We start from the raw sequence: 24,623 nt of genomic DNA, 5'->3' as shown, positions 1-24,623 counted from the left end.
AAGGAGCTACCGTGATCCAATTCGATACCCCCGCCGTCGTCCCAGCCGACCCCGACGCGAATGTCACGGACCTCCTCGTGCAGCGCGTCGCGGCGACGCCCGACTCGGTGCTGTTCTCCCTCCCCACCGGCGACGGTGGCTGGTCCCCGGTCACGACCAAGGAGTTCCACGACCAGGTCGTGGCCCTCGCCAAGGGCCTCGTCGCCGCGGGCATCCAGCCCGGCGACAAGATCGGCCTCATGTGCAAGACGCGCTACGAGTGGACCCTCATCGACTTCGCGACATGGTTCGCCGGCGCCGTGCTCGTTCCGATCTACGAGACCAGCTCGCCCTCGCAGGTCAAGTGGAACGTCAGCGACTCCGGGGCGATCGCCGTCATCGTCGAGACGCCCGACCACTTCGCCCGCTTCGACGAGGTGCACCCCGAGCTGCCCGCCATCCGCAACGTGTGGCAGATCGACCTCGGCGACCTCGACAAGCTCGCGGCATCGGGCACCGGGGTCTCCGACGAGGAGATCGAGCGCCGCCGCAACATCGCGGTCGGCTCCGACATCGCCACGCTCATCTACACTTCGGGCTCCACCGGCAAGCCCAAGGGCTGCGTGCTCACCCACTCCAACTTCGTCGAGCTCTGCCGCAATGCCGCGGTTGCGCTCAAGGAGGTCGTGGCCGACCCCGACGGCGCCTCGACGCTGCTCTTCATCACCACCGCGCACATCTTCGCCCGCTTCATCGCGGTCCTGTCGGTGCACGCCGGCGTCCGCGTCGGTCACCAGCCCGACACGAAGCAGCTCCTCCCGTCGCTCGGGAGCTTCAAGCCGACCTTCCTGCTCGCAGTGCCGCGGGTCTTCGAGAAGGTCTACAACGTCTCGGAGCAGAAGGCCGAGGCCGGCGGCAAGGGCAAGATCTTCCGCGCCGCCGCCGACACCGCCGTCGCGTACTCGACGGCCAAGGAGGCGGGCAAGGTCCCGTTCGGCCTCAAGCTGAAGTTCATGCTCTTCGACCGGCTCGTGTACGGCAAGCTCCGTCATGCGATGGGCGGAAACGTGAAGTACGCCGTCTCGGGCTCGGCCCCGCTCGGTCCGCGCCTCGGCCACTTCTACCACGCGCTCGGCATCACGATCCTCGAGGGCTACGGCCTCACCGAGACCACGGCCCCGGCGACGGTCAACCTCGCGACCAAGTCGAAGATCGGCACGGTCGGCCCGGCCCTCCCGGGTGTCTCGGTGCGTATCGCCGACGACGGCGAGATCCAGGTCAAGGGCGTCGACGTCTTCAAGGAGTACTGGAAGAACCCCGAGGCGACCGCCGAGGCGTTCGACGGCGAGTGGTTCAAGACGGGCGACCTCGGCAGCTTCGACGCCGACGGCTTCCTGTCGATCACCGGCCGCAAGAAGGAGATCATCGTCACGGCCGGCGGCAAGAACGTCGCCCCGGCCGCGCTCGAGGACCCGATCCGCGCCAACCCGCTCGTCGGCCAGGTCGTGGTGGTCGGCGACAAGAAGCCGTTCATCTCGGCGCTCGTGACGCTCGACCCCGAGATGCTCCCGGTCTGGCTGAACAACAACGACGAGGACGCGGGCATGAGCCTCGAGGAGGCCACGAACAACGCGGCCGTCCTCGCCGAGGTGCAGCGGGCGATCGACGCGGCGAACGAGCACGTGTCTCGCGCCGAGTCCATCCGCAAGTTCACGATCCTGCCGACCGAGCTCACCGAAGCGAGTGGGCACCTCACGCCGAAGCTCAGCATCAAGCGCAACGTGATCCTCGAGGACTTCTCCATCGAGATCGAGACGATGTACTCGGGCGCTCCCGCGACCGAGGGCCACTCGATCGTGCACTGAGCCGCTTCCACGACACGAGAGGGCCCCGCGGATGCCGCGGGGCCCTCTCGCGTGTCGGGTCGGCGGCATCCGCCGTGCCCGGGTCGCGTGCGCGGTCAGAACCAGTCCGACTCGCGCACCTCCTTCATCGCCGCACGGCGCTCGTCCTTCTCGAGCCGGTCGAGGTAGAGGATGCCGTCGAGGTGGTCGGTCTCGTGCTGCAGCGCCTGCGCCATGAGGCCCGTGCCCGAGACCTCGATCTCGTTGCCGTCGAGGTCGATGCCGCGAACGCGGGCGAACGGATGGCGCGGCGTCTTGTGCCACAGGCCCGGGACCGAGAGGCATCCCTCGTCGATGAGCTCGCGGTCGCCCGTGACCTCGACGATCTCGGGGTTGATGACGTAGCCGACGTCGCCGTCGATGTTGTAGCTGAACACCCGCAGGTTGACGCCGATCTGCGATGCGGCGACGCCGGCGCGACCCGGCAGCCGCACGCTGTCGACGAGGTCGGCGACGAGCGCGCGCACCCGATCGTCGATCTGTTCGACGGGGGCTGAGACGGTCTTCAGGACGGGGTCGCCGAACAGGCGAATGGGACGTTCTGGCAATTGCGCTCCGATCAGTGCCCGCGGTCCACGGGCAGGCCTTCGACCACGAGCGCGGCGAGCTCGCGGGCCGCGTGCTGCGTCACGGGACGCAGCTCGTCCCAGTGCACGACGGATCCGGCGGCGAGCTGCGGGTCGTACGGGATCCGCACGATCTCGCGCACGCGCGAGGCGAAGTGGGCCTCGATCTCGTCGACCTTGACGAGATGGGTGCCCTGCGTCGCCAGGTTGATCGCGACCACGGCGTTGCGCACGAGCTCGCCGTAGCCGTTGGCCTCGAGCCAGGTCAGCGTCTCGGACGCGAGTCGCGCCTCGTCGACGCTGCCGCCCGAGACGACGACGATCGAGTCGGCGCGCTGGAGCGTCGCCCGCATCACCGAGTGCACGATTCCAGTGCCGCAGTCGGTGAGCACGATCGAGTAGTAGCGCGCCGCCAGGCCGGCCACGACGTTGTAGTCGTCGTCGTCGAACGCCTCGGAGAGCGTCGGGTCGGTGTCCGACGCGAGGATGTCGAGCCGCGTCTCGTCGCGGGAGACGAAGTTGGAGAAGTCGGTGTAGCCGCCGATCGAGGACGCCTTGTTCACGACGTCGCGCACGGTCTCGCGGGTCTGCCGGTCGACGCGCTCGGCGAGCGTGCCGCGGTCGGGGTTCGCGTCGATGGCGACGATGCGGTCGTCGCGCGCGTTGGCGAGGGCCATGCCGAGCAGGGTCGTCACGGTCGTCTTGCCCACGCCGCCCTTGCGCGTGAGCACGGGCACGAAGCGCGCGCCGCCCTCGAAGCGCCGCTGGATGCGTCCGCTGAGCTCCTTGTACGCCCGGACCTTCGCCGAGTCGCCGAGGTTCACCAGGTGCAGCGACGCCTCGTAGAGGAACCGGTTGAAGCCGCCGTGCGGCGCCGGACGGGTCGTGCGGTTGAGGTCGATGAGCCGGTCGGCGGTCAGGGACTCCGACGGCTCGGGCAGCTCGGCCGGGACGACCTCGGCGTCGGGCACGTCGACGATCGCGACGTGGCTGCCCGTGTCGGTCGTGACGCGCTCACGACGGAGGCGGGACTCGTCGGCGGCCAGCAGCGCGCCGTAGGGCGAGGTGTCGCGACGATACGACTGCCGGTAGCCCGCCGCCGAGAGGGCGGGGGTCACGACCTCGACCGACGTGGTGCTCGGCCCCCCGTCGGTCACGGCGGGGTTCACGGCGACGTCGTCGATCGCGACCGCCACCTCGTCTTCCGGCATCTCGGGTCGCGGAGCGGGTGGGAGGTCGACGCGGATGTTCAGGCTGTCGGGCAGCGCCGACGCGGCGTGCGCACCGGTGGACGGCGCCAGCCGGCCGTGGTCGACGGCTGCGGCGTGCCCCCCGGTCGCGCGGCGTGTCGTGTCGTGGTCATCGCCCCTGTCGTCTGACACCGATACCCCTCCTCATCAGTGCGGAATGCAGTGCGGAGTTCAGTGCGAACTCACCGACAGCCTATCGCGGGCGCACCACGACGAGCAGATCGCCGGCCTCCACCTGCTGGGTCTTCGGGATCGCGACGCGCTCCACGACGCCCGCCACGGGCGACGTGATCGCGGCCTCCATCTTCATCGCCTCGATCGACGCGACGCTCTGCCCGGCCGCGATCTCGGCGCCCGGCTCGACCTGCAGCGTGACCACGCCCGAGAACGGCGCGGCGACGTGGCCGGGCTGCGAGGCATCCGCCTTCTCGGCCGAGCGGGTCTCGACGACGATGCTGCGGTCGCGCACGAACACGGGGCGCAGCTGGCCGTTGAGGATGGTCATGACCGTGCGCATGCCCTTCTCGTCGGCCTCGCCGATCGCCTCGAGGCCCGCGTAGAGGCGCACGCCCTTCTCGATCTCGATCACGTGCTCGGCGCCGGGGTGCAGGCCGTAGAGGTAGTCGGACGTGTCGACGACCGAGAGGTCGCCGAACAGCTCGCGGATCTGCTCGTACTGGCGGGTCGGCGCCGGGAACAGCAGCGTGTTGAGCGTCGCGCGACGCGTCGCGCTGTCGGCCTCGAGGGCGCCGCGCTGGTCGTCGGTGAGCTCGGTCACGCCGATGCGCACATCCTTGCCGGCGAGCACCTTCGAGCGGAACGGCTCGGGCCAGCCGCCCGGCAGGTCGCCGAGCTCGCCCGCCATGAAGCCGATGACCGAGTCGGGCACGTCGTACTTCTCCGGGTGCTCGGCGAAGTCGGCCGGGTCGGCCTTCACCGCGGCGAGGTGCAGGGCGAGGTCGCCGACGACCTTCGACGACGGCGTGACCTTCGGCACCCGGCCGAGGATGTCGTTCGCCGCCGCGTACATGTCCTCGATGAGTTCGAAGTCGTCGGCCAGGCCGAGCGCGATGGCCTGCTGGCGCAGGTTGGACAGCTGGCCGCCCGGGATCTCGTGGTGGTACACGCGGCCGGTGGGACCGGGCAGGCCCGACTCGAACGGCTTGTAGATGCGGCGCACGGCCTCCCAGTAGGGCTCGAGGTCGGCGACGGCCTGCAGGGAGATGCCCGTGTCGCGCTCGGTGTGCGCAAGCGCGGCGACGAGCGAGGATGCCGACGGCTGGCTCGTGGTGCCCGCCATCGGGGCGCTGGCGACGTCGACCGCGTCGACGCCCGCGCGGCTCGCCGCGAGGAGCGTGGCGAGCTGGCCGCCCGCCGTGTCGTGGGTGTGCAGGTGCACGGGCAGGTCGAACCGCTCGCGGAGCGCCCCGACGAGCTTCTCCGCGGCGGTCGGGCGCAGCAGGCCCGCCATGTCCTTGATCGCGATGATGTGCGCACCCGCGGCCACGATCTCGTCGGCCAGGCGCAGGTAGTAGTCGAGCGTGTAGAGGTCCTCGGACGGGTCGAGCAGGTCGCCCGTGTAGCAGAGCGCGACCTCGGCGACGGCATGGCCCGTGGCGAGCACCGAGTCGATCGCCGGACGCATCTGGTCGACGTCGTTCAGCGCATCGAAGATGCGGAAGATGTCGACGCCCGTGGCCGCAGCCTCCCGCACGAACGCGTCCGTCACCTCGGTCGGGTACGGCGTGTAGCCGACCGTGTTGCGGCCGCGCAGCAGCATCTGGATGTTGATGTTCGGCAGCGCCTCGCGCAGCGTCGCGAGCCGCTCCCACGGGTCCTCGCCGAGGAAGCGCAGCGCCACGTCGTAGGTGGCGCCGCCCCAGGCCTCGACCGAGAGCAGCTGCGGGGTCATGCGGGCGACGTAGGGCGCGACCGCCACGAGGTCGCGGGTGCGCACGCGCGTCGCGAGGAGCGACTGGTGGGCGTCGCGGAACGTGGTCTCGGTCACCGCGAGGGGCGTCTGCGCGCGAAGGGCCGACGCGAACCCGACCGGGCCGAGTTCGAGCAGCCGCTGGCGGGAGCCGTCGGGTGCCGGCTGCGAGAGGTCGAGCTCGGGCAGCTTCTCGGCGGGATGCACGGTCGTCGGGGCGGGGCCGTTCGGCTGGTTGACCGTGACGTCCGCGAGCCAGTTCAGGATCTTCGTGCCGCGGTCCTTCGAGACGCGGCCGCGCAGCAGCTGCGGGCGCTCGTCGATGAACGACGTGCTGAGGTCGCCCGCGATGAACGCCGGGTCCTCGAGCACGGCCTGGAGGAACGGGATGTTCGTGGAGACGCCGCGGATGCGGAACTCGGCCAACGCGCGCTTGGCGCGGGCGACCGCGGCCGGGTAGTCGCGGCCGCGGCAGGTGAGCTTCGCGAGCATCGAGTCGAAGTGGGGGCTGATCTGGGCGCCCGGGTTCACGGTGCCGCCGTCGAGGCGGATGCCGGCGCCGCCCGGCGAGCGGTACGTGGTGATCTTGCCCGTGTCGGGGCGGAACCCGGCGGTCGGGTCCTCGGTCGTGATGCGGCACTGCAGCGCAGCGCCGCGGAGGCGGATCTGGTCCTGGGCGAGGCCGAGGTGCTCGAGCGTCTCCCCCGCCGCGATGCGGATCTGCGAGACGACGAGGTCGACGTCGGTGACCTCCTCGGTCACGGTGTGCTCGACCTGGATGCGCGGGTTCATCTCGATGAACACATGCTGGCCGGCGCGCTCGCCCGCGGTGTCGAGCAGGAACTCGACGGTGCCGGCGTTGACGTAGCCGATCGACTTCGCGAACGCGATCGCGTCGCGGTACAGCGAGTGTCGGACATCGTCGGAGAGGTTCGGGGCCGGTGCGATCTCGATGACCTTCTGGTGACGGCGCTGCACCGAGCAGTCGCGCTCGAAGAGGTGCACGGTCTCGCCCGCGGCATCCGCGAGCACCTGGACCTCGATGTGGCGCGGGCGCAGCACGGCCTGCTCGAGGAACATCGTGGGGTCGCCGAACGCGCTGTCGGCCTCGCGCATGGCCTCCTCGAGGGACGAACGGAGGTCGTCCTTCGAGTTCACGCGACGCATGCCACGGCCGCCGCCGCCGGCGACCGCCTTCGCGAAGATGGGGAAGCCGATCTCGTCAGCCTGGGCGACGAGCTCCTCGATGTCGCGCGACGGGGGCGTCGACTTGAGCACCGGCACGCCGGCGGCGATCGCGTGCTCCTTGGCCGTGACCTTGTTGCCGGCCATCTCGAGCACCTGCTTGGGCGGGCCGATGAAGGTGATCCCGGCCTCGGCGGCAGCCTGGGCCAGCTCGGGGTTCTCGGAGAGGAAGCCGTAGCCCGGGTAGATGGCGTCGGCACCCGACTCCTTCGCGACGCGGATGATCTCCGACACGTCGAGGTAGGCGCGCACCGGATGCCCCGGGGTGCCGATCTGGTAGGCCTCGTCCGCCTTCAGGCGGTGCAGCGAGTTGCGGTCCTCGAACGGGTACACGGCGACGGTCTTCGCGCCGAGCTCGACGGCTGCGCGGAAGGCCCGGATGGCGATCTCTCCGCGATTGGCTACCAGGATCTTCGTGAACATGCAGGCCTTTCCGAGGGTTTCCGCACAGCGAACATTTAGGTATCGCCCGAGGTCTAAAGGTAACGTATCTGTTCGTGCACGTTCTCTCCGTCAGCTCCCTCAAGGGTGGCGTCGGCAAGACCACCGTGACCCTCGGACTGGCGTCGGCGGCCTTCGCCCGCGGCGTCCGCACGTTGGTCGTCGACCTCGATCCGCAGTCCGACGTCTCCACCGGCATGGACATCCAGATGGCCGGTCATCTCAACGTCGCCGACGTGCTCGCGTCCCCGAAGGAGAAGATCGTCCGCTCGGCGATCGCCCCCAGCGGGTGGGCCCGGTCCAACCCGAGCTCCACCATCGACGTGATGATCGGCAGCCCCTCGGCGATCAACTACGACGGGCCGCACCCGTCGATCCGCGACATCTGGAAGCTCGAGGAGGCGCTCGCCAACGTCGAGGCCGACTACGAGCTCGTCCTCATCGACTGCGCTCCTTCGCTCAACGCGCTGACCCGCACCGCCTGGGCCGCCAGCGATCGCGTGGCCGTCGTCACGGAGCCCGGCCTGTTCTCGGTGGCCGCCGCCGACCGCGCCCTCCGCGCGATCGAGGAGATCCGCCGTGGCCTCTCCCCCCGGCTCCAGCCGCTCGGCATCATCGTGAACCGTGCGCGCGTGCAGTCGCTGGAGCACCAGTTCCGCATCAAGGAGCTGCGCGACATGTTCGGCCCGCTCGTGCTGTCGCCGCAGCTGCCCGAGCGCACCTCGCTCCAGCAGGCGCAGGGCGCCGCGAAGCCGCTGCACATGTGGCCGGGCGAGAGCGCCGAGGAGATGTCGCACCACTTCGACCAGCTGCTCGACCGGGTGCTGCGCACGGCGCGCATCGGCGAGTACGCGGGTACCCCGCTCGAACTCCAGTCGCCCGTCATCTGACGGGCGTCGGACGCCCGAAGTCGGTCGCGGGATCGGCGTCACGCGACGTCATGAAGCCCGTCACGGGGCACCCGTCGACCTGAATCGCGTACGCGCGCTCGACTGCAGCGCACCCGAGGGCGCCGAGCGGAAGCCGCGTCAGGAGATCTTGCGCGACCGCGAGCCGCGACGCGCGGCGAGCTCGTCCAGGGGGTCGGCCGGCTGCGTGTCGAGCTCGACGAGCGTCGACTCCACCTCGCGCAGCACCTTGCCGACGGCGATGCCGAAGACGCCCTGGCCGCGGTTGACCAGATCGATGACCTCGTCGTCGGACGTGCAGAGGTAGACGCTCGCGCCATCGCTCATGAGCGTCGTCTGCGCGAGGTCCTCGATGCCCGCCTCGCGGAGCTGCGTGACCGCGGTGCGGATCTGCTGGAGCGAGATGCCGGTGTCGAGCAGTCGCTTCACGAGCTTCAGCACGAGGATGTCGCGGAAGCCGTAGAGGCGCTGCGACCCGGAGCCGGCCGCACCGCGCACCGTGGGCTCCACGAGCTGCGTGCGCGCCCAGTAGTCGAGCTGCCGGTAGCTGATGCCGGCCGCGCGGGCGGCGACCGCTCCACGGTAGCCGGTGCCGTCGTCGTGCTCGGGCATCCCGTCGGTGAAGAGCAGGCCGAGGTCGTAGCGTTCGCTCCGGTCGAGCTCACTCATCCGATCGCCCCTCACTCCCACGCAGCACCCCGGCGGCGCGTCTCCCACGCTACCCATCCGGGGGGTTCCGGCCAAACACATCGGGCCGAACGTCACGGCGTGTCGCGGATCAGCGCGCGAGGGTCGAGAGCGCGCTGCGGACGACCGACGTGCGGACCGTCTCGAGGTGTCCGGCGAGCTCGAGCGCGGCCTCCGCGGCGCGGGCCTTGTCGGCGGGATCCGACCGCCGGGACGGCGCGATCGCGCGTTCGACGAGGGCGGCCTCCCGCTCGGCGGCGGCCCGCAGTCCGCGCAGGTGGCGCGCCTCGATGCCGACACCGCGGAGCGCGACGAGCGCGGTCAGCACGCCGAGCGCGTCGTCGCCGTAGTGCTCCGCTGCCGGCAGCAGCGACGCCGAGATCGCCTCGTCGAGCAGCGCGCGGGTCGCGCCCGCGGCCTGGATGAGCTCGGCGCGCCGGTAGCGGCGCGCGCCGGCCAGGAACGACGATGCGTTGACGGCGCCCGGCAGCGCCGGCGTCTCGCCGGCGTCGATGGACTCGAGGTGGGCGCGGATGACCTTGAGCGGCAGGTAGTGGTCGCGCTGCATCGACAGCACGACGGTGATGCGGTCGACGTCGGCGTCCGAGAACTTGCGGTACCCGGCGGCCGTGCGCGCCGGCGACACGAGGCCCTGCTCTTCGAGGAACCGCAGCTTCGACGGCGTCAGCTCGGGGAACTCGGGCTGCAGCAGCGCGAGGACCTGGCCGATGCCGTGGAGCCGACCTTGGCCGCTCGCGTTCGCGGACGCGGCGGTGCCCGGCACTAGCCGCTCGCCAGCGGCGCCAGGTCGCGTCGGGAGGCGTAGAAGGTGAGCCGGTACTTGCCGATCTGCACCTCGGCGCCGTCGCTGAGGAGCGCGGTGTCGATGCGCACGCCGTCGAAGTAGGTGCCGTTCAGCGACGACAGGTCCTTCACCTCGAACGCGGTGCGGTGGCGGAGGAACTCCGCGTGACGACGCGACACGGTCACGTCGTCGAGGAAGATGTCGGCGTCGGGATGACGGCCCACGGTCGTGACGTCGGTGTCGAGCAGGAACCGCGCACCCGTGTTGGGGCCGCGGCGCACGATGAGCAGCGCGGACCCCGAGGGCAGGGCGGCGATGGCCTCCTGCTCCTCGGCCGAGATGTCGGTGTCGACGGCCGAGAGCTGCGCCGCAGCCTCACGACTGAAGCCGATCGTCGTGTCGGCCGTGTTGTCGCCGACGATGCTGTTCGACGAGGTGTCGGGGGCGACGCCGTCGGCCTCGCCGGTTCCGCCAGCCTGAATGTTGTCGGTATCCGCCACGGCTAACCTCCTTGTTCCAGCGTATCCGATCGGGACTCGTCCGCCGCAAGCGGCAGGCGGATGACCCGACCCGTCTCGATCGCGTAGATGATCCCCGCCCACCAGTAGAGGAACGCACCCCAGAGCGTGATCGCCCAGCCCACCGGCTCGCTCACCGGCTCGACCGACGGGAAGGCGAGCCCGAGCATGATGACGGGCAGCCCGAAGAAGAGCGCGAAGGTCGCGACCTTGCCGAGCTGGTGCACGGGCAGCGGTCCGTAGCCGTGGTTGGCGAGGACGATCCCGAGGATGAGGAGGAACACGTCGCGGGCCACGATGACCACGACGATCCACCACGGGACGAGGCTGTTCGCGGCGAGCCCCACCAGCGCCGCGAAGATGTACAGGCGGTCGGCCGCGGGGTCGAGGAGCTGGCCGAGCCGGGTGACCTGGCCGAGCCGGCGGGCGAGGTAGCCGTCGAGGAGGTCGGTCAGGCTCGCGACGATGAGCACGACGAGCGCCGACACGTAGTCGCCGATCACGATGAACACGAGGAAGACCGGCACGAGCGCGAGCCGGAGCATGCTCAGCACGTTGGGGATCGTCCAGATCCTGGTCCCCACCGCCCCCGCGCTGTCCCCGGCCACGTTGCGATCCTATCGAGCCCTAGAATGCGGCCATGGGTCCCCTCGGCGTGTGTCTCGTCATCTGCGCGGCGGTCACCGCCGCGACCTGGATCGCCTCGGTGGCGACGCGCGAGTACTCCTGGGTCGACCGCATCTGGTCGATCGTGCCGGTGGCGTACGTGTGGGTGTTCGCGGCATGGGGCTACTTCGACGCGCGGCTCGTGCTCATGGCCGTGCTGGTGACGCTCTGGGGCATCCGGCTGACGTTCAACTACGGGCGGAAGGGCGGCTACCGGCCCGGCGGCGAGGACTACCGTTGGGCGGTGCTGCGCGGGCGGATGGCGCCGTGGCAGTACCAGCTGTTCAACGTGTTCTTCATCTCGATCTACCAGAACGCGCTCATCCTGCTCTTCTGCCTGCCGGCGTTCACCGCGTACGAGGCCGCCGGGACGCCGCTCGGCGTATGGGACGTCGTGCTCGCGGTCGTGTTCCTCGGCTTCCTCGCGGGCGAGACGGTGGCCGACCAGCAGCAGTGGGCGTTCCACCGGTGGAAGGCGGCCGAGCGCACGGCCGGGCGCACCCCCGAGCCCGGGTTCCTGCAGACGGGGATGTTCAAGTACTCGCGGCATCCGAACTTCTTCTTCGAGCAGGCGCAGTGGTGGGTCTTCTACGGGTTCGCGGTGGCGGCCACGGGCGTCTGGCTGCACTGGACGATCGCGGGCGCGGTGCTGCTCACGCTGCTGTTCATCGGCTCGACGATCTTCACCGAGTCGATCTCGCGCGCGAAGTACCCCGAGTACGACGCCTACCGGGCGCGGACGTCGGCGATCGTGCCGTGGTTCCCTCGTCCGCAGGCCGCCGCGGGCGAGCGCACCGCCTGAATCCTCCGTCGGAGGCGCGCGGACGGCTTCAGAGCCGCTCGCGCAGGCCCGGCCAGGCCTCGGCGAAACGCGGGTGCAGCGGGAGGTCGTCGACGTCGGCGATCGGCACCCAGCGCAGCTCGATACTCTCGGGGTCGCTCACGACGGGCGTGAAGCGGTCGGCGGCGTCGGCGACGACCGTGGTGTACGACCAGTAGCCGAGGTCGAGCACCGAGGTGAAGCGCACGTGCAGGGCGTCGGCGGGGACGCCCGCCTCCTCGCCGGCCTCGCGCACGGCGGCGTCGACGGCGCTCTCCCCCTCGTGTCGGGCACCGCCGGGCACGCCCCACGTGCCGCCGAAGTGGCTCCACGCGGCGCGGTGCTGCAGCAGCACCTCGGACCGCGGGCTCACGACGAGCAGGCCCGCGGCGCCGAAGCGCCCCCAGTACCTCGCGCCGTCGGGGCCCTCGACCCAGGTGTCGCCGCTCCCTCTGTGCATTGCTCCAGCATGACGCACTCCCCCGCCGGCGCGATCATCGTCCGCAATCCCGGGTCATGCCGGATCGGTGTTCGGCGCGGTCTCGACGACCTCGACCAGGCCGTCGAGGAAGCGGACGATCACCTCGCGCTCGACGTGGTCGAACGACGACGCGAGCCGCAGCATCCGCTCGTGCATCGGGCCGAGCGCCTTGCGCACGCGCTCGTGGGCGCCGGGCAGCGTGCCGAGCAGCAGCACCCGCCGGTCCGACGGATGCCGCGTGCGCTCGATGTAGCCGCCCTCGCTGAGCCGCGCGACGACCTTCACGGTCGCGGCCGTGGTGATGCCGAGGGCACGTGAGAGTCCGGCGCTCGTGGCCGGGCGGCCGTCGCGCTCCTCGCGGATGAGCCACCGCAGCGCGGCGAGGTCGGTGTCGCCCATGTCCATGTCCTCGCGCATGCGCCGGCGCATGAGCGCCTCGGCGGCGCGGTGGCGGCGGACCGCCTCGAGCACCTCGAGGGCCGACTCGTCGACGCGACCGTACCAGTAGTGGTCGTCACTCCGACTTTCGGTTGTTCCCTTCGGCATACGCCGATGCTATCGTCAAATCACTAACCAAGTTAGTGAATTCGTCATCGCCACGCTGGAGGGGCCATGTCACAGACACAGACGATCGAAGCGATCGACGACGAGGTCGTGCTCCTCGACGAGGCGGGCAGCCCCATCGGCCGTGCGCTCAAGAGCGCCGCCCACGGGCCCGACACCGCCCTGCACCTCGCCTTCTCGTGCCACGTCGTGAACGCGCTCGGCGAGGTGCTCGTCACGCGCCGCGCGCTCACGAAGCAGGCCTGGCCCGGCGTCTGGACCAACTCGTTCTGCGGACACCCGAAGCCGGCCGAGTCGCTCGTCGCCGCCGTGCGCCGCCGTGCCGACTTCGAGCTCGGCATCGACCTCGGCGACGTGGAGCTCGCGCTCCCCCTGTTCCGGTACCGCGCGACCGACGCGAACGGCATCGTCGAGAACGAGGTGTGCCCGGTCTACGTCGCGACCACGAACGACGAGCCCGATCCGAACCCGCGAGAGGTCGCGGAGTTCGCGTGGATCCCGCCGCACGACCTCGTGCGCGCCGTCGAGTCCGCCCCGTGGGCGTTCAGCCCGTGGCTCGTGCTGCAGGCGCGGGAGCTGGAGCTGTTCCGGTGACCGACCTGCTCTCCCCCTCGGTCGACGAGGAGCTCCGCGCGTTCTTCGCCGACGCCCGCGAGCGCGCCGGCGAATACGGCCAGCACTACGCGGCGCTCTGGGAGTCGCTCGAGCAGCAGAGCTCGGGCGGCAAGCGGATCCGGCCGAAGCTCGTGTACGCCGCCTACCAGGGGTTCGGCGGTGACGACCGGCCGGTCGCGACGCGCGTCGCGCTCGCGTTCGAGCTGCTGCACACGGCCTTCCTCATCCACGACGACGTCATCGACCGCGACACCGTGCGGCGGGGCGCGCCGAACATCGCGGCGCGGTTCGCGGGGCGGGCCCGCGCGCAGGGGGCCGACGACCGCGTCAGCGAGGTGTGGGGCGAGACCGCCGCGGTGCTGGCGGGCGACCTCGCGCTCAGCCGCGCGCACCGCGAGATCGCCACGCTGCCGGTGGACCCGGGCCGCCGGGCGGCCCTCCTCGACATCCTCGACCGGGCCGTGTTCGTGTCGGCGGCCGGCGAGCTCGCCGACGTGGTGCACGCCGGCTCGCACCACCCGCCCGAGGTGGCGCGCGTGGTGGCGACGCTCGAGCAGAAGACGGCGGTGTACTCGTTCGAGTGCCCGCTCACGGCCGGTGCCGTGCTGGCGGGCGCGGACGACGCCGCGATCGGCGCGCTCGCCCGGTACGGACGCCTGGTCGGCGTCGCCTTCCAGATCACCGACGACATCCTCGGCGTGTTCGGCGATCCTGCGGTGACCGGCAAGTCCACGGCGTCCGACCTGCGCGAGGGCAAGCAGACGGCGCTCACCGCGCACGCGGCGACCACCGACGCCTGGCCCGCCATCGCCTCGCGCCTCGGGGACCCCGACCTCGACGACGCCGGCGCCGACGTGCTGCGCGAGGCGCTCCGCGGCTGCGGCGCCCTCGAGGCCGCGCGCCGGCTGGCCGACGAGTACGTGACGCTCGCGCGGTACGAGCTGGACGCCGAGGACCTGCCGGCCCCGTTGCGCGCCGAGCTGGGCGAGCTCGCGCAGCGAGCAGCGGAGCGTGCGCGATGAGCCGCGAGGCCACGCCGCTCGACCGCTACGACCACGCGGCGGAGGCGAGCGCGGCCGTGGTCATCGGACGGTACTCCACGTCGTTCGGCGCGGCGGCCCGCCTGCTCGACCCGAATGCGCGTCGCCGGATCCGCTCGATCTACGCGCTCGTGCGCGTGGCCGACGAGGTTGTCGACGGGACCGCCCGGGCGGCCGGCCTCGACGACGGCGAGCTCCTCGACGTGCTCGACGAGCTCGAGTCCGAGACCGAGACGGCGGTGCGCCGCGGCTACTCCGCGAACCTCGTGGTGCACGCGTTCGCCGTCACCGCCCGCGACGCGGGCATCGGCGCGCAGCTTACCCGTCCGTTCTTCGCGTCGATGCGCCGCGACCTCGACCCGTCGCCGATCCGTGCCGAGGAGGTCGGGCCGTACATCCACGGCTCGGCCGAGGTGGTCGGGCTCATGTGCCTCGCGGTCTTCCTGATGGACGAGCCGCCGGATGCCCCGCGCCGGGCGCGCCTCGAGGAAGGAGCCGCGCACCTCGGCGCCGCGTTCCAGAAGATCAACTTCCTGCGCGACCTCGCGGTGGACTGGCAGGAGCTCGGGCGCAACTACTTCCCGTGGGTCGACCCCGACGCGTTCACCGAGTCCGACAAGGCGGACATCCTCGCGGACATCGACCGCGACCTCGAGATCTCGGGCCGCACGATCCGGGAGCTGCCGCGCCGGGCCCGCGCGGCGGTGGCCGCGGCGCACGGCCTCTTCTCCCGGCTGGCCGAGCGCTGCCGCGAGACGCCGGCCCAACGGCTCATCGCCACGCGCATCCGCGTGCCCGATCCCGAGAAGCTCGCGATCGCGGTGCGGTCGGCCATCGCTCCCGGCGGGATCGGGCGATGACCGCGACATCCGAGCGCGTCGTGGTCGTCGGCGGCGGCATCGCCGGGCTGGCGTCGGCGGCGCTACTCGCCCGCGACGGGCATCACGTGACGCTGCTCGAGGCCCGGGGCGAGCTGGGCGGGCGCGCCGGCACGTGGGAGCGGCGGGGCTTCCGGTTCGACACCGGCCCGTCGTGGTACCTGATGCCCGACGTCTTCGACCACTTCTTCCGCATGTTCGGCACGAGCGCGGCGGACGAGCTCGACCTCGTGCGACTCGACCCCGGCTACCGCGTGTACGCCGACGGGTACGACGCCCCGCTCGACGTGCGCGCGAGGCGCGACGAGAACGTCGCGATGTTCGAATCGGTCGAGCCGGGCGCCGGCGCGGCGCTCGAACGCTACCTCGACTCGGCCGCCTCGACGTACGACGTGGCGGTGCGGCGCTTCCTCTACACGAACTTCGACGACCCCCGTGCGTTCCTCGCGCCGGAGGTGCTCGGGCGGGCCGGCCGCCTGGCGCACCTGCTCACCACGCCGCTCGACCGGTTCGCCGCGCACGCGGTGCGCGACCGCCGGCTCCGCCAGGTGCTCGGATATCCCGCGGTGTTCCTCGGGTCGTCTCCCTCGACCACGCCCGCGATGTACCACCTCATGAGCCACATGGACCTCGAGGAGGGCGTGTTCTACCCGCAGGGCGGGTTCGGTCACCTCATGGCACGGATCGCCGGGATCGCCGCGGCCGCGGGCGTGGAGCTGGTGACGGAGGCGCGGGTCGAGGCCATCGAGGTGACGGGCGACGCGACGCCGACGGTCACGGGCGTGCGCTACGCCGACGCCACCGGGTCGGTGCATCGCGCCGCAGCCGACCGGGTCGTGTCGGCCGCCGACCTGCACCACACCGAGACCGAACTGCTTCCCCGGCACGCGCAGACGTATCCCGAATCGTGGTGGGAGCGACGGACCTCGGGTCCCGGTGCGGTCCTCGCGATGCTCGGGGTGCGCGGGCACGTGCCCGGGCTCGCCCACCACACGCTGTTCTTCACCGAGGACTGGAACGCGAACTTCGACCGCATCTTCGGCGACGACCCGGGCATCCCCGATCCGGCGTCGTTCTACGCCTGCATGCCGAGCGCCACGGACCCGACCGTCGCACCGGCGGGCGACACGAACCTGTTCATCCTCGTCCCGGTCCCCGCCGACGTGTCGATCGGCCGCGGCGGGGAGGACGGCACGGGCGACCGGCTCGTCGAGGACGCGACCGACCGCGCCGTCGCCCGCATCGCCTCGGCGACCGGCACCGGCGACCTCGCACAGCGCATCGTCGTGCGCCGGACGGTCGGGCCCGCGGACTTCGCCGAGGACCTGCACTCCTGGCGCGGCGGCGCCCTCGGACCGGCGCACACCCTGCGGCAGAGCGCCTTCCTGCGCGGATCGAACCGCTCCCGCCGCGTGCGCGGCCTGTACTACGCGGGCGGATCGAGCGTGCCCGGGATCGGGCTGCCGATGTGCCTCATCGGAGCCGAGAACGTGCTGAAGCGCGTGCGCGGCGACCGGTCGAGCGGGCCGCTCCCCGAACCCCCCGCGGCCCGCCCGACCCCTCCGGCCGTCGTGCCCGACCTGATCGACGCCGCCGCACTCGACCCTCGCGCACTCGACGCCCGCCCACTCGACCGGAACCGCGGATGACCGGCTTCACCTACCTCGGCGCGCTCCTGCTCTCGATCGCCGCGATGGCCCTGATCGACGTCCGCTGGCGACTCGCGTTCCGACGTGCGCCGGCCGCCTCGGCGCTCGCGGTCGGCGCGGGCACGCTCGCGCTCCTCGCCTGGGACCTCGCAGGCATCGGCTTCAGCGTGTTCTTCCGCGGCGACTCCGCCTGGGCCAGCGGCGTGCTGCTGGCGCCAGACCTGCCGCTCGAGGAGCCCGTGTTCCTCGTGTTCCTCTGCTACCTCTCGCTCGTCGCGGTGCTCGGCGTCGAGCGGATGCTCGAACGGCGATCGGGTGCACCGGGCGGTGGTGCGGCGTCCGATGCGGTGACGGACGCCGCGACGCGGCCGAGCGAAGCGGATGCCGCGACGCGGACCACCGAGACGAACGCGGCCGCACGCTCTGGCGGGAGGCCGTCATGACCTACTCGCTGATCTGCCTGCCATTCCTCGCCGTCGCGGTGGTGCTGTCGCTCGCGGCGGCCCGACGGCTTCCGCCGGCTGCACGGCGCCGGCGCTGGCTCGCCATCGGGTTCGCGGGCGCGCTCGTGCTCGTGCTGACCGGCGTCTTCGACTCGCTCATGATCGCCGCGGGCCTGTTCGGCTACGCCGCGGGCACCCGCCTCGGGCCGACCATCGGACTGGCGCCGATCGAGGACTTCGCGTACCCGATCGTCACGGTACTGCTGGTGCCGGCGATCTGGACGCTCGCGCGGCGGCGCCGGGCGAGGGGCGGTCGTGATGAGGACTGACGTCGTGCGCCCGGGACTCCGTCACGTGATCGGCCAGGTCGTGCTGTCGTCGCGGCCGATCAGCTGGATCAACACCGCGTTCCCGTTCGCCGCCGCGTACCTGCTCACGACGGGATCGGTCGACGCCCTGCTCGTCGTGGGCACGCTGTTCTTCCTCATCCCGTACAACCTGCTCATGTACGGCGTGAACGACGTGTTCGACTACGAGTCCGACCTGCGGAACCCGCGCAAGGGCGGGTCGGAGGGCGCCCTCCTCGAACCGCGCCTGCATCGCGCCGTCGTCTGGACGGGCATCGTCACGGCGGCTCCGCTCGTCATCGCGATGCTGTGGCTCGGCGGCACGGGGCATCCGTGGTCGTGGGCCGTGCTCGCGGTGAGCCTGTTCGCGGTGTTCGCCTACTCGGTGCCCGGGCTGCGGTTCAAGGAGGTGCCGGTGCTCGACTCGATCACGTCGAGCACGCACTTCGTGAGCCCCGCGGTCTACGGCCTCGCGGTGGCGGGCGCCGTGCCGACGCCGCGGCTGGGCGCCGTCGTCGCGGCGTTCTTCTGCTGGGGCATGGCGAGCCACGCGTTCGGCGCCGTGCAGGACGTCGTGCCCGACCGGGAGGCGGGCATCGCGTCGATCGCGACCGCGTTCGGGGCGCGCGCCACCGTGCGGATCGCGCTCGGGCTCTGGATCTCGGCGGGCGTGCTGATGCTCGCCACATCCTGGCCGGGCCCGCTCGCGGCGCTGCTCGTGCTGCCGTACGTCGTGACGGCGTGGCCGTACCGCTCGGTGAGCGACGCGGAGTCGGGCACGGCGAACCGCGGCTGGCGGCGGTTCATCGCGCTCAACTACGCGGTCGGCTTCCTCGTGACCATGCTGCTCATCTGGTGGTCGTTCGCGCGGCCGTAGGCTGGCTGCATGTCCGACTCCCCCGTGCGCACGAACCCCGTGCGCGTGGACCCCGTGCGAATCGACGCCTGGCTCTGGGCGGTGCGGCAGTTCAAGACGCGCTCGGCCGCGACGGCCGCGTGCCGCGCCGGGCACGTGCGGGTCAACGGTGAGCGAGCCAAGGCGGCCCAGCCGGTGCGGCCGGGCGACGAGGTGCGCGTGCGGGTCGACGGGTTCGACCGGATGCTGGTGGTGCGCCAGACCCTGGTGAAGCGCGTCTCGGCGACCGTCGCCGCCACGGCCGTCGACGACCGCACGCCGGCCCGACCGCCCCGGGAGGCCGTGCCGACCGTGCCCGTGCGCGAACGCGGTGCGGGGCGCCCCACCAAGCGCGAGCGCCGCGATCTCGACCGGCTCCGCGGGCGCTGACGGCGCGAGTACGACCCGTCGCCCGCACCCGCTGCCCCCGACGCGCCGTGCGGGTGGGCGCCTGCCGAGGGACCCACGATCCGGGCGTAGCCTGAAGCGGTGCAGAAGGAACTGAGCCACGAACCGGACGCCCGACGCTACGTGCTGCGCCTCGACGGCGACATCGCGAGCGTGCTCGACTACCGCGTGCTCGGCGATTCGGTCGCGTTCACACGTGCCTTCACCAATCCGCCGTACCGGGGCAGCGGGCTCGCGGGCGAGCTCGTCGCCTTCGCCGTCGACGACGTCGAGGCGACGTCCGACCGCCGGATCGTGCCGAGCTGCTGGTACGTCGGCGAGTGGTTCGACCGGCACCCCGATCGACGCGCCCTGCTCGATCCCCGGACGGCCTGATCGTGGTCGCCGGCTACTCCGCGGCCCAGGTCCGCGCCGCGGAGGCACCGCACCTCGCGGCCGGCGAGCCGCTGATGCGGCGTGCGGCGGCGGCCCTCGCGGCGACGCTGCGCCGCGAACTGGCGGAGCTCGGTGCGCCCGACGGTCCGGTCGTGCTCCTCGTGGGCTCGGGCGACAACGGCGGTGACGCACTGTGGGCCGGCGCGGAGCTCGCCGCGGCGGGCGTCGCCGTCACCGCGATCCCGACGTCGGAGCGGATGCACGACGAGGGCGCGCAGGCCGCGCGGAATGCCGGCGCCCGCATCCTCGAGCCGACGGGCGCCGACGACGACACGATCGCCGCCGCGTTCGACGGCGCTGCCGTCATCGTCGACGGGATCCTCGGCACCGGCACCAGTGCGTCCCCAGCACTGCGCGGTCGTGCGCGTGAACTCGTCGGCGCGGCGAGCCGTGCGATCGAACCGCGCGGCATCCGGGTGGTCGCGGTGGACCTGCCGAGCGGCATCCAGCCCGACGACGGCAGCGTGCCCGACCCGACGGTGCTCCGCGCCGATGTCACGGTCACGTTCGGTGCGATCAAGGCCGGCCTGCTGCGGGAGCCCGCCGCCGGCTACGCCGGCCGGATCGAGCTCGTCGACCTCGGCCTCGGTCCCGAGCTCGCTTCCATGACGCCGCTCGTCACCGTCGACTGACGACGAAGCGGGCCGGGGTCCACGACCCCGGCCCGCTCACGATTCCGTCGTTCGCCGGATCAGTACCAGTTCATCGACTGGGAGTGCGACCACGCGCTGCACGGCGTGCCGTACGCGCCGCTGATGTAGCCGAGGCCCCAGCGGATCTGCGTGGCGGCGCTGGTCTCCCAGTCGTCGCCGGCGGTCGCCATCTTGCTGCCGGGCAGCGACTGCGGGATGCCCGTCGCGCCGCTCGACGCGTTGTAGGCTTGGTAGTTCCAGCCCGACTCCTTCTGCCAGAGCTTGTCGAGGCACTGGAACTGGTCGCCGCCCCAGCCGTACTGCGAAGCGGCGAAGTCGGCGGCGTACGCGCGCGCGCCGTCGGGCGTGTTCGCGTTGGCGAGCGCCTGCGCGGCGGCCGCGGCGGCCGCTGCGGCCGCCTCGACCTGCGCCTGGTCGTAGGCGGCGATGGCGGCAGTGGTCTTCGCCGCCTCGGCACGGGTCACCTTCGTGAGGTCGAGGACCTTCTCGGTCGAGATCTTCTTGTAGTCGCTGAGGGACGCGACCGAGGCCGCGAGGCCGGATGCGTCGGCCTTGCCGTCCGCGGCGGCGAGGGTCTCGTTCGCGGCGGTGATGGTGTCCTTCGCGTTGTCGATGGCCTTGGCGGCCGCGACGCCGGCGTAGGCGCCGAGCTGCTCGTGGCGGAAGCCGCTGGTCGCGTTGAGCGCCTGCGTGGCGTTGATCCGCTCCTGCGTGGCCACTGCGCTCTGCACCGAGAAGCCGGTGCCGACGAGGAGGCCGGCTGCGGCGATGGCGCCCGCGACGATGAGGCGCTTGCGGCCGGTGCGGCGGCGGCGGAGGTCGCGACGCGAGGTCGCCGCGGTGTCGGTGGGAACGGAGTTCGTGTCGGTCTGGGCGTGCGTGTTGGAGGTGTCGTTTCGCATAGATTCAGAGATGCTCGGAACAGGAAGTCGTCGGAGGAATCGTCAGGGGCGTGCCACCGAGCACGGCACAAGTCCCCTACCCTGCACGACGAAACTGAGCAGTTCCTCACTTTTGCCTGTGCAATCCATGTCCATGCATGGTTCGCGCCCGGGCATACTGGGGCCATGTCCGACGCCCCGGTCGCCTTCCCTGCGCCGTCGCCGACCGATCGCTGCCCCTGCCTCAGCGGCGAGGTGTTCGGCGCGTGCTGCGACCGATTCCTGGGCGGCGCGGCGGATGCCCCGACGGCCGAGCAGCTCATGCGATCGCGCTACTCGGCCTTCGTCGTCGGCGATGCCGCCTACCTGCTCGCGACGTGGCATCCGTCGACCCGGCCCGGCGAACTCGAGCTCGACCCGGCGATGCGCTGGTTCCGCCTCGACGTCGAGCGACGCGAGCGCGGCGGGCCGCTCGACCGCGACGGGATCGTCGAGTTCACGGCCTACTACCGCCACGACGGGCAGCGCGGCGAGCAGCACGAGGCGAGCGCGTTCGTGCGCGAGGGCGGGCGCTGGAGCTACGTCGGCCCCGTCGGCTGACGGCCCGGCGTCGGGCGAGCGGGGTCAGTCGCCCGGCATCGCGTCGTCGCCGCTGCGCTCGGCGTCGGTCGAGAACCCGTCGAGCACCGCGCGTTCGCCCGAGTCGAGCAGCTCCTGGAACAGCGTGACCTGGACCCCGGCCGGCGCGTCGAGCCGCGAGTTCAGCGACTGCCACGGCGTGATCACCGGCGAGGCGACGACCCGCCCGCCCGCGGCCTCGAGCCGCCGCGTGGCGCCCTCGGTGTCGGTGACCTCGAACGCGAGCCTGATGTGCGGGCTCTCGGCGCCGCCCGCCTCGATGCGGTCGATCGCCTGCTTGTGCACGGGGTTCGCGATCTCGAGCGTGGCGCGGCCCGCGTCGAGGATGACGACGCGCTCGTCGCCGCCCTCGGCGAAGGCGAGGTACTCGGGCAGGCCGAGGGTGTCGCGGAAGAATGCGACCGCCTGGTCGTAGTCGACGGCCTCCACGACGACGCGGAGCTGGAGGACCGAGGGCGTTGCGGCATCCGTCATGCCCGAATCCTCCCAGCCGCGGCCGACATCCGCGCGGGTCGTCAGGACGCGGGCGGCGCGGGGTACGGCTCCTGGGCGAGCAGCCGCGCGAGGTGCACGGCGTTGCGCACGAGCGACGCGTTCGCCTGCGCGACGGGCTCGGGGGTCTCGGGAAGGTCCTTGTAGTCGGTCTTCTCCATCGCCGCGCCGTTCCAGTAGGTGCCGCCCTGCGCCGGCATGGTGAACCCGACGTCGTTGAGGGCCTGGTGCAGGTCGGCCGTGATCTTGTGCGCGCCGTCCTCGTTGCCGAGCACGGCGGTCACGGCCACGCGGCCGTACAGGATGGGACGGCCCTGGTCGTCGGTGGCCGACAACTCGGCGTCGAGCCGCTCGAGCACGCGCTGCGCGACGCTCGACATGTGCCCGAGCCAGGTCGGCGTGCAGACCGCGAGGATTTCGGCGGCCAGGATGCGTTCGCGCAGGCCCGGCCACTCGTCGCCGTCCCCCATGTCCGCATCGACGCCCGGCGCGACCTCGAGGTCGACCACCCGCACGATGTCGCCGTCGAGGCCGTGCCCCGCGAAACCGCCGAGGAGCTGCTCGGCGATGAGCTGGCAACTGGATGCCTCGGGCGCGTGCTTGAGGGTGCAGTTCAACAGGAGCACGGACAGGTCGGTGGTCGGCATGCGATGGCCTCTCCGGCGCGGGTCGACGCGCCACTCCCTTGTCTAGGCGCCGGCCGCGACCCGCTGCAGGGGGTTGACACCCCGTGGGGCGTCGGCGGGGTCAGCCGGCGGGCTCGTCGTCGAGCGGCAGCCCGTCGAGGGCCGCGTACGCGCGCTCGATCGCGCCGACGAGCCCCTCCACCGGCACGGGCCACTCGGCGTGGGCGGCCAGCGCCTCGGCGGCGCCGAGTCCCGCGTCGTGCGCGTCGACGAACCGGTTCGCGATCACTCGGAGTGCATCGGCCTGACGCGCGACGAACTCGCGGCGCACCACGCCGCCGTGCCCGGGGATGACGAGGTCGCCGGCCTCGAGCTCGTCGCCGAGCGCATCGAGCACGCCGGGCCAGTCGAGCGGGTAGCAGCCCGAGCCGTACATCGGCGGCCCCGACTCCTCGATCAGGTCGCCGACGACCCAGACCCGCTCCTCGGGCAGGAGCAGCACGAGGTCGGTGTCGGTGTGCGCCGGCGACTGCGGCCGCAGCTCCACGAGGCGGCCGCCGAGGTCGAGCGTCGTCGCGGTCGCGATCGGATGCGTCGGCGGCACGAGGCGCAGGTCCTCCCATCGCCGATCGGGCTCGAGGGCGTGGTCCTCGCGCCACGCCGCGACCCGGGGACCCTCATACCGTTCGAAGTGCCACGCGATCGCCGCATGCCCGTGGATCGCGGCATCCGTCGCTGAGCCCGGGCCGGACACCTGGTTGCCGAACGTGTGGTCGAAGTGGGCGTGCGTGTTCACGAGCGCGACGACGGGCCGCGCGAACCGGGCCGTGACGTCGGCCAGGATCTCGGCGCCCTCGACCGGGTCGGCGCCGGAGTCCACGATGAGGAGGCCGTCGTCGCCCTCGACGACGACCACCGAGAGGTCGAAGGGGCCGCCGCGCCGCTGGTGGATGCCGTGCGCGACGGTGGTCCAGGTGGCCATGCCCCGAGCCTACGACCCGCTCGCGTCCCTGGCGCGGTCGACGGCACGGTCGCGGTCCGGGACGCCGCCGCGGCTCATGGCCCGATCAAAGGGAATCCCGAGGTTCGGCCCGTAGCGTCGAGCACGTGACCCCGCTCGACGGCATCCCCTCCCAACGGCATCCCGACGCTCCCCACCTGCTGACGCCACGGGCGCAGCGCACGCTCGAGGCGATCGACGGTCGCACGCTCGACGAGATGCGCGCCCTGCGCGACGAGACCGAGCGCTTCATGCTCCGCTACAAGTTCGGCATGGACGAGGTGATCACGAAGCTCTCGATCCTGCGCGAGGAGTTCAGCCAGAACCACGACTACAACCCGATCGAGCACATCTCGAGCCGGCTGAAGAGCCTCGACAGCGTCATCGCGAAGATGCAGCGCAAGGGCATCGAGCCGACCTTCGACACGATCCGCGACACCGTCACCGACATCGCGGGCGTGCGCGTCACGTGCAGCTTCGTGTCCGACGCGTACCGGCTCGCCGAGCTCCTCACCGAGCAGCCCGACATCCGGGTGCTCAAGGTGAAGGACTACATCGCCGAGCCGAAGGAGAACGGCTACCAGAGCCTGCACCTCATCGTCGAGGTGCCGGTGTTCCTCTCCACGGGCGCCCACCCGGTCGCCGTCGAGGTGCAGATCCGCACCATCGCGATGGACTTCTGGGCCAGCCTCGAGCACAAGATCTACTACAAGTACGACCGTCAGGTGCCGCAGGAGCTCCTCGACGGGTTGACGGATGCCGCGCACACCGCCGCCGAGCTCGACTCGCGCATGGAGCGCCTGCACCGCGAGGTGCACGGGGCGCCGGTGCACCGGCGCGGCACGATCGCGATCTGAC

General features: G+C 71.9%; 28 protein-coding genes. 15 read left to right on the top strand and 13 right to left on the bottom strand.

Annotation, left to right across the window (positions count from 1 at the left end):
* Positions 1-11: 11 nt before the first annotated feature.
* Positions 12-1,844 (top strand): AMP-dependent synthetase/ligase, encoded by a 1,833-nt coding sequence (locus tag ACFVN5_RS08090; RefSeq protein ID WP_376954461.1) that lies wholly within the window; start codon positions 12-14, stop codon positions 1,842-1,844.
* Positions 1,845-1,939: 95 nt separating this feature from the next.
* On the opposite strand, the gene def is transcribed toward ACFVN5_RS08090, so the two are convergent.
* From def to ACFVN5_RS08075, 3 genes are all read right to left on the bottom strand, one after another.
* Entirely contained in the window at positions 1,940-2,431 is a 492-nt protein-coding gene (def, locus tag ACFVN5_RS08085; RefSeq protein ID WP_376954460.1) for a peptide deformylase, read from the bottom strand.
* Positions 2,432-2,442: 11 nt separating this feature from the next.
* Positions 2,443-3,831: an AAA family ATPase gene (locus ACFVN5_RS08080; protein WP_376954458.1), complete on the bottom strand. Its 1,389-nt coding sequence runs from the start codon at positions 3,829-3,831 to the stop codon at positions 2,443-2,445.
* 61 nt (positions 3,832-3,892) lie between these two features.
* A complete protein-coding gene (locus ACFVN5_RS08075) occupies positions 3,893-7,297 on the bottom strand; it encodes a pyruvate carboxylase (protein ID WP_376954457.1) in 3,405 nt (1,134 codons plus the stop codon).
* A 74-nt stretch (positions 7,298-7,371) separates the two neighbouring features.
* Here ACFVN5_RS08075 and ACFVN5_RS08070 point away from each other — a divergent pair, with 74 nt between their 5' ends.
* Positions 7,372-8,205: a ParA family protein gene (locus ACFVN5_RS08070; RefSeq protein ID WP_376954456.1), complete on the top strand. Its 834-nt coding sequence runs from the start codon at positions 7,372-7,374 to the stop codon at positions 8,203-8,205.
* A 138-nt stretch (positions 8,206-8,343) separates the two neighbouring features.
* Here the strand turns inward: ACFVN5_RS08070 and ACFVN5_RS08065 are convergent, their stop codons facing one another.
* The 4 genes from ACFVN5_RS08065 to ACFVN5_RS08050 all read right to left on the bottom strand — a co-directional run bounded on the left by ACFVN5_RS08065 (position 8,344) and on the right by ACFVN5_RS08050 (position 10,841).
* Entirely contained in the window at positions 8,344-8,892 is a 549-nt protein-coding gene (locus tag ACFVN5_RS08065; RefSeq protein WP_376954454.1) for a MerR family transcriptional regulator, read from the bottom strand.
* Between the two features lie 109 nt (positions 8,893-9,001).
* Positions 9,002-9,694: a MerR family transcriptional regulator gene (locus ACFVN5_RS08060; RefSeq protein WP_376954453.1), complete on the bottom strand. Its 693-nt coding sequence runs from the start codon at positions 9,692-9,694 to the stop codon at positions 9,002-9,004.
* Positions 9,694-10,137 (bottom strand): FHA domain-containing protein, encoded by a 444-nt coding sequence (locus ACFVN5_RS08055; protein WP_376955627.1) that lies wholly within the window; start codon positions 10,135-10,137, stop codon positions 9,694-9,696. Before ACFVN5_RS08055 ends, ACFVN5_RS08060 begins: the two co-directional genes overlap by 1 nt.
* 80 nt (positions 10,138-10,217) lie before the next feature.
* Entirely contained in the window at positions 10,218-10,841 is a 624-nt protein-coding gene (locus ACFVN5_RS08050; RefSeq protein ID WP_376954452.1) for a CDP-alcohol phosphatidyltransferase family protein, read from the bottom strand.
* Positions 10,842-10,873: 32 nt separating this feature from the next.
* Here ACFVN5_RS08050 and ACFVN5_RS08045 point away from each other — a divergent pair, with 32 nt between their 5' ends.
* Positions 10,874-11,701, top strand: coding sequence for a DUF1295 domain-containing protein (locus ACFVN5_RS08045; protein ID WP_376954451.1), 828 nt, complete (start codon positions 10,874-10,876; stop codon positions 11,699-11,701).
* 28 nt (positions 11,702-11,729) lie between these two features.
* Here ACFVN5_RS08045 and ACFVN5_RS08040 read toward each other — a convergent pair whose 3' ends face one another.
* Both ACFVN5_RS08040 and ACFVN5_RS08035 read right to left on the bottom strand, forming a co-directional pair.
* Positions 11,730-12,179, bottom strand: a complete 450-nt coding sequence (locus ACFVN5_RS08040) for an NUDIX domain-containing protein (RefSeq protein WP_376954450.1) — start codon at positions 12,177-12,179, stop codon at positions 11,730-11,732.
* Between the two features lie 54 nt (positions 12,180-12,233).
* A complete protein-coding gene (locus tag ACFVN5_RS08035) occupies positions 12,234-12,746 on the bottom strand; it encodes a MarR family winged helix-turn-helix transcriptional regulator (RefSeq protein WP_376954449.1) in 513 nt (170 codons plus the stop codon).
* Between the two features lie 66 nt (positions 12,747-12,812).
* Between ACFVN5_RS08035 and idi the strand changes: the two genes are divergently transcribed.
* From idi to ACFVN5_RS07985, 10 genes are all read left to right on the top strand, one after another.
* The gene (idi, locus tag ACFVN5_RS08030) at positions 12,813-13,358 is read left to right on the top strand and encodes an isopentenyl-diphosphate Delta-isomerase (RefSeq protein WP_376954448.1); all 546 of its coding nucleotides are present in this window, start codon (positions 12,813-12,815) and stop codon (positions 13,356-13,358) included.
* Positions 13,355-14,401, top strand: coding sequence for a polyprenyl synthetase family protein (locus tag ACFVN5_RS08025; RefSeq protein WP_376954447.1), 1,047 nt, complete (start codon positions 13,355-13,357; stop codon positions 14,399-14,401). Before idi ends, ACFVN5_RS08025 begins: the two co-directional genes overlap by 4 nt.
* A complete protein-coding gene (locus ACFVN5_RS08020) occupies positions 14,398-15,279 on the top strand; it encodes a phytoene/squalene synthase family protein (protein ID WP_376954446.1) in 882 nt (293 codons plus the stop codon). The genes ACFVN5_RS08025 and ACFVN5_RS08020 overlap by 4 nt, the downstream gene beginning before the upstream one ends.
* Complete coding sequence (crtI, locus tag ACFVN5_RS08015) at positions 15,276-16,946, top strand: phytoene desaturase family protein (RefSeq protein WP_376954445.1); 1,671 nt, start codon at positions 15,276-15,278, stop codon at positions 16,944-16,946. Before ACFVN5_RS08020 ends, crtI begins: the two co-directional genes overlap by 4 nt.
* Positions 16,943-17,389 (top strand): lycopene cyclase domain-containing protein, encoded by a 447-nt coding sequence (locus ACFVN5_RS08010; protein ID WP_376954444.1) that lies wholly within the window; start codon positions 16,943-16,945, stop codon positions 17,387-17,389. The genes crtI and ACFVN5_RS08010 overlap by 4 nt, the downstream gene beginning before the upstream one ends.
* Positions 17,386-17,718 carry a lycopene cyclase domain-containing protein gene (locus ACFVN5_RS08005; protein ID WP_376954443.1) on the top strand — a complete coding sequence of 111 codons (333 nt, stop codon included), beginning with the start codon at positions 17,386-17,388 and terminating at the stop codon, positions 17,716-17,718. Before ACFVN5_RS08010 ends, ACFVN5_RS08005 begins: the two co-directional genes overlap by 4 nt.
* On the top strand, positions 17,708-18,613 hold the full coding sequence (locus ACFVN5_RS08000; protein WP_376954442.1) for a prenyltransferase: 906 nt from the start codon (positions 17,708-17,710) through the stop codon (positions 18,611-18,613). The genes ACFVN5_RS08005 and ACFVN5_RS08000 overlap by 11 nt, the downstream gene beginning before the upstream one ends.
* 9 nt (positions 18,614-18,622) lie before the next feature.
* The gene (locus tag ACFVN5_RS07995) at positions 18,623-19,021 is read left to right on the top strand and encodes an RNA-binding S4 domain-containing protein (RefSeq protein ID WP_376954440.1); all 399 of its coding nucleotides are present in this window, start codon (positions 18,623-18,625) and stop codon (positions 19,019-19,021) included.
* A 99-nt stretch (positions 19,022-19,120) separates the two neighbouring features.
* Complete coding sequence (locus ACFVN5_RS07990) at positions 19,121-19,414, top strand: GNAT family N-acetyltransferase (RefSeq protein ID WP_376954439.1); 294 nt, start codon at positions 19,121-19,123, stop codon at positions 19,412-19,414.
* 2 nt (positions 19,415-19,416) lie between these two features.
* Positions 19,417-20,106, top strand: coding sequence for an NAD(P)H-hydrate epimerase (locus ACFVN5_RS07985; RefSeq protein ID WP_376954438.1), 690 nt, complete (start codon positions 19,417-19,419; stop codon positions 20,104-20,106).
* A 59-nt stretch (positions 20,107-20,165) separates the two neighbouring features.
* Here ACFVN5_RS07985 and ACFVN5_RS07980 read toward each other — a convergent pair whose 3' ends face one another.
* Positions 20,166-21,029 (bottom strand): hypothetical protein, encoded by an 864-nt coding sequence (locus ACFVN5_RS07980; protein ID WP_376954437.1) that lies wholly within the window; start codon positions 21,027-21,029, stop codon positions 20,166-20,168.
* Between the two features lie 165 nt (positions 21,030-21,194).
* On the opposite strand from ACFVN5_RS07980, the gene ACFVN5_RS07975 reads away from it, so the two are divergent.
* Positions 21,195-21,608: a YchJ family protein gene (locus ACFVN5_RS07975; RefSeq protein WP_376954436.1), complete on the top strand. Its 414-nt coding sequence runs from the start codon at positions 21,195-21,197 to the stop codon at positions 21,606-21,608.
* 24 nt (positions 21,609-21,632) lie between these two features.
* On the opposite strand, the gene ACFVN5_RS07970 is transcribed toward ACFVN5_RS07975, so the two are convergent.
* The 3 genes from ACFVN5_RS07970 to ACFVN5_RS07960 form a co-directional block, all read right to left on the bottom strand.
* Positions 21,633-22,121, bottom strand: a complete 489-nt coding sequence (locus tag ACFVN5_RS07970) for a VOC family protein (protein ID WP_376954435.1) — start codon at positions 22,119-22,121, stop codon at positions 21,633-21,635.
* A 41-nt stretch (positions 22,122-22,162) separates the two neighbouring features.
* The gene (locus ACFVN5_RS07965) at positions 22,163-22,786 is read right to left on the bottom strand and encodes a flavodoxin family protein (RefSeq protein ID WP_376954434.1); all 624 of its coding nucleotides are present in this window, start codon (positions 22,784-22,786) and stop codon (positions 22,163-22,165) included.
* A 100-nt stretch (positions 22,787-22,886) separates the two neighbouring features.
* Entirely contained in the window at positions 22,887-23,747 is an 861-nt protein-coding gene (locus tag ACFVN5_RS07960; RefSeq protein WP_376954433.1) for an MBL fold metallo-hydrolase, read from the bottom strand.
* 236 nt (positions 23,748-23,983) lie between these two features.
* Here ACFVN5_RS07960 and ACFVN5_RS07955 point away from each other — a divergent pair, with 236 nt between their 5' ends.
* Positions 23,984-24,622: a GTP pyrophosphokinase family protein gene (locus ACFVN5_RS07955; RefSeq protein ID WP_376955626.1), complete on the top strand. Its 639-nt coding sequence runs from the start codon at positions 23,984-23,986 to the stop codon at positions 24,620-24,622.
* Position 24,623 lies beyond the last annotated feature (1 nt).

The sequence above is a fragment of the Agromyces sp. NPDC057865 genome (assembly GCF_042796995.1).
GTDB lineage: Bacteria > Actinomycetota > Actinomycetes > Actinomycetales > Microbacteriaceae > Agromyces.
Note: the sequence above shows the minus strand (reverse complement) of the source record. Positions and strands in the feature narration are given on the sequence as shown.

Excerpts from the sequence above, each read along its gene's own strand:
- ACFVN5_RS08075 (WP_376954457.1), bottom strand. The coding sequence starts at position 7,297 with ATGTTCACGAAGATCCTGGTAGCCAATCGCGGAGAGATCGCCATCCGG.
- ACFVN5_RS08065 (WP_376954454.1), bottom strand. The coding sequence starts at position 8,892 with ATGAGTGAGCTCGACCGGAGCGAACGCTACGACCTCGGCCTGCTCTTC.
- ACFVN5_RS08045 (WP_376954451.1), top strand. The coding sequence starts at position 10,874 with ATGGGTCCCCTCGGCGTGTGTCTCGTCATCTGCGCGGCGGTCACCGCC.
- ACFVN5_RS08040 (WP_376954450.1), bottom strand. The coding sequence starts at position 12,179 with ATGCACAGAGGGAGCGGCGACACCTGGGTCGAGGGCCCCGACGGCGCG.
- ACFVN5_RS08035 (WP_376954449.1), bottom strand. The coding sequence starts at position 12,746 with ATGCCGAAGGGAACAACCGAAAGTCGGAGTGACGACCACTACTGGTAC.
- idi (WP_376954448.1), top strand. The coding sequence starts at position 12,813 with ATGTCACAGACACAGACGATCGAAGCGATCGACGACGAGGTCGTGCTC.
- ACFVN5_RS08020 (WP_376954446.1), top strand. The coding sequence starts at position 14,398 with ATGAGCCGCGAGGCCACGCCGCTCGACCGCTACGACCACGCGGCGGAG.
- crtI (WP_376954445.1), top strand. The coding sequence starts at position 15,276 with ATGACCGCGACATCCGAGCGCGTCGTGGTCGTCGGCGGCGGCATCGCC.
- ACFVN5_RS08010 (WP_376954444.1), top strand. The coding sequence starts at position 16,943 with ATGACCGGCTTCACCTACCTCGGCGCGCTCCTGCTCTCGATCGCCGCG.
- ACFVN5_RS08005 (WP_376954443.1), top strand. The coding sequence starts at position 17,386 with ATGACCTACTCGCTGATCTGCCTGCCATTCCTCGCCGTCGCGGTGGTG.
- ACFVN5_RS08000 (WP_376954442.1), top strand. The coding sequence starts at position 17,708 with ATGAGGACTGACGTCGTGCGCCCGGGACTCCGTCACGTGATCGGCCAG.
- ACFVN5_RS07995 (WP_376954440.1), top strand. The coding sequence starts at position 18,623 with ATGTCCGACTCCCCCGTGCGCACGAACCCCGTGCGCGTGGACCCCGTG.
- ACFVN5_RS07980 (WP_376954437.1), bottom strand. The coding sequence starts at position 21,029 with ATGCGAAACGACACCTCCAACACGCACGCCCAGACCGACACGAACTCC.
- ACFVN5_RS07975 (WP_376954436.1), top strand. The coding sequence starts at position 21,195 with ATGTCCGACGCCCCGGTCGCCTTCCCTGCGCCGTCGCCGACCGATCGC.
- ACFVN5_RS07970 (WP_376954435.1), bottom strand. The coding sequence starts at position 22,121 with ATGACGGATGCCGCAACGCCCTCGGTCCTCCAGCTCCGCGTCGTCGTG.
- ACFVN5_RS07965 (WP_376954434.1), bottom strand. The coding sequence starts at position 22,786 with ATGCCGACCACCGACCTGTCCGTGCTCCTGTTGAACTGCACCCTCAAG.
- ACFVN5_RS07960 (WP_376954433.1), bottom strand. The coding sequence starts at position 23,747 with ATGGCCACCTGGACCACCGTCGCGCACGGCATCCACCAGCGGCGCGGC.
- ACFVN5_RS07955 (WP_376955626.1), top strand. The coding sequence starts at position 23,984 with ATGCGCGCCCTGCGCGACGAGACCGAGCGCTTCATGCTCCGCTACAAG.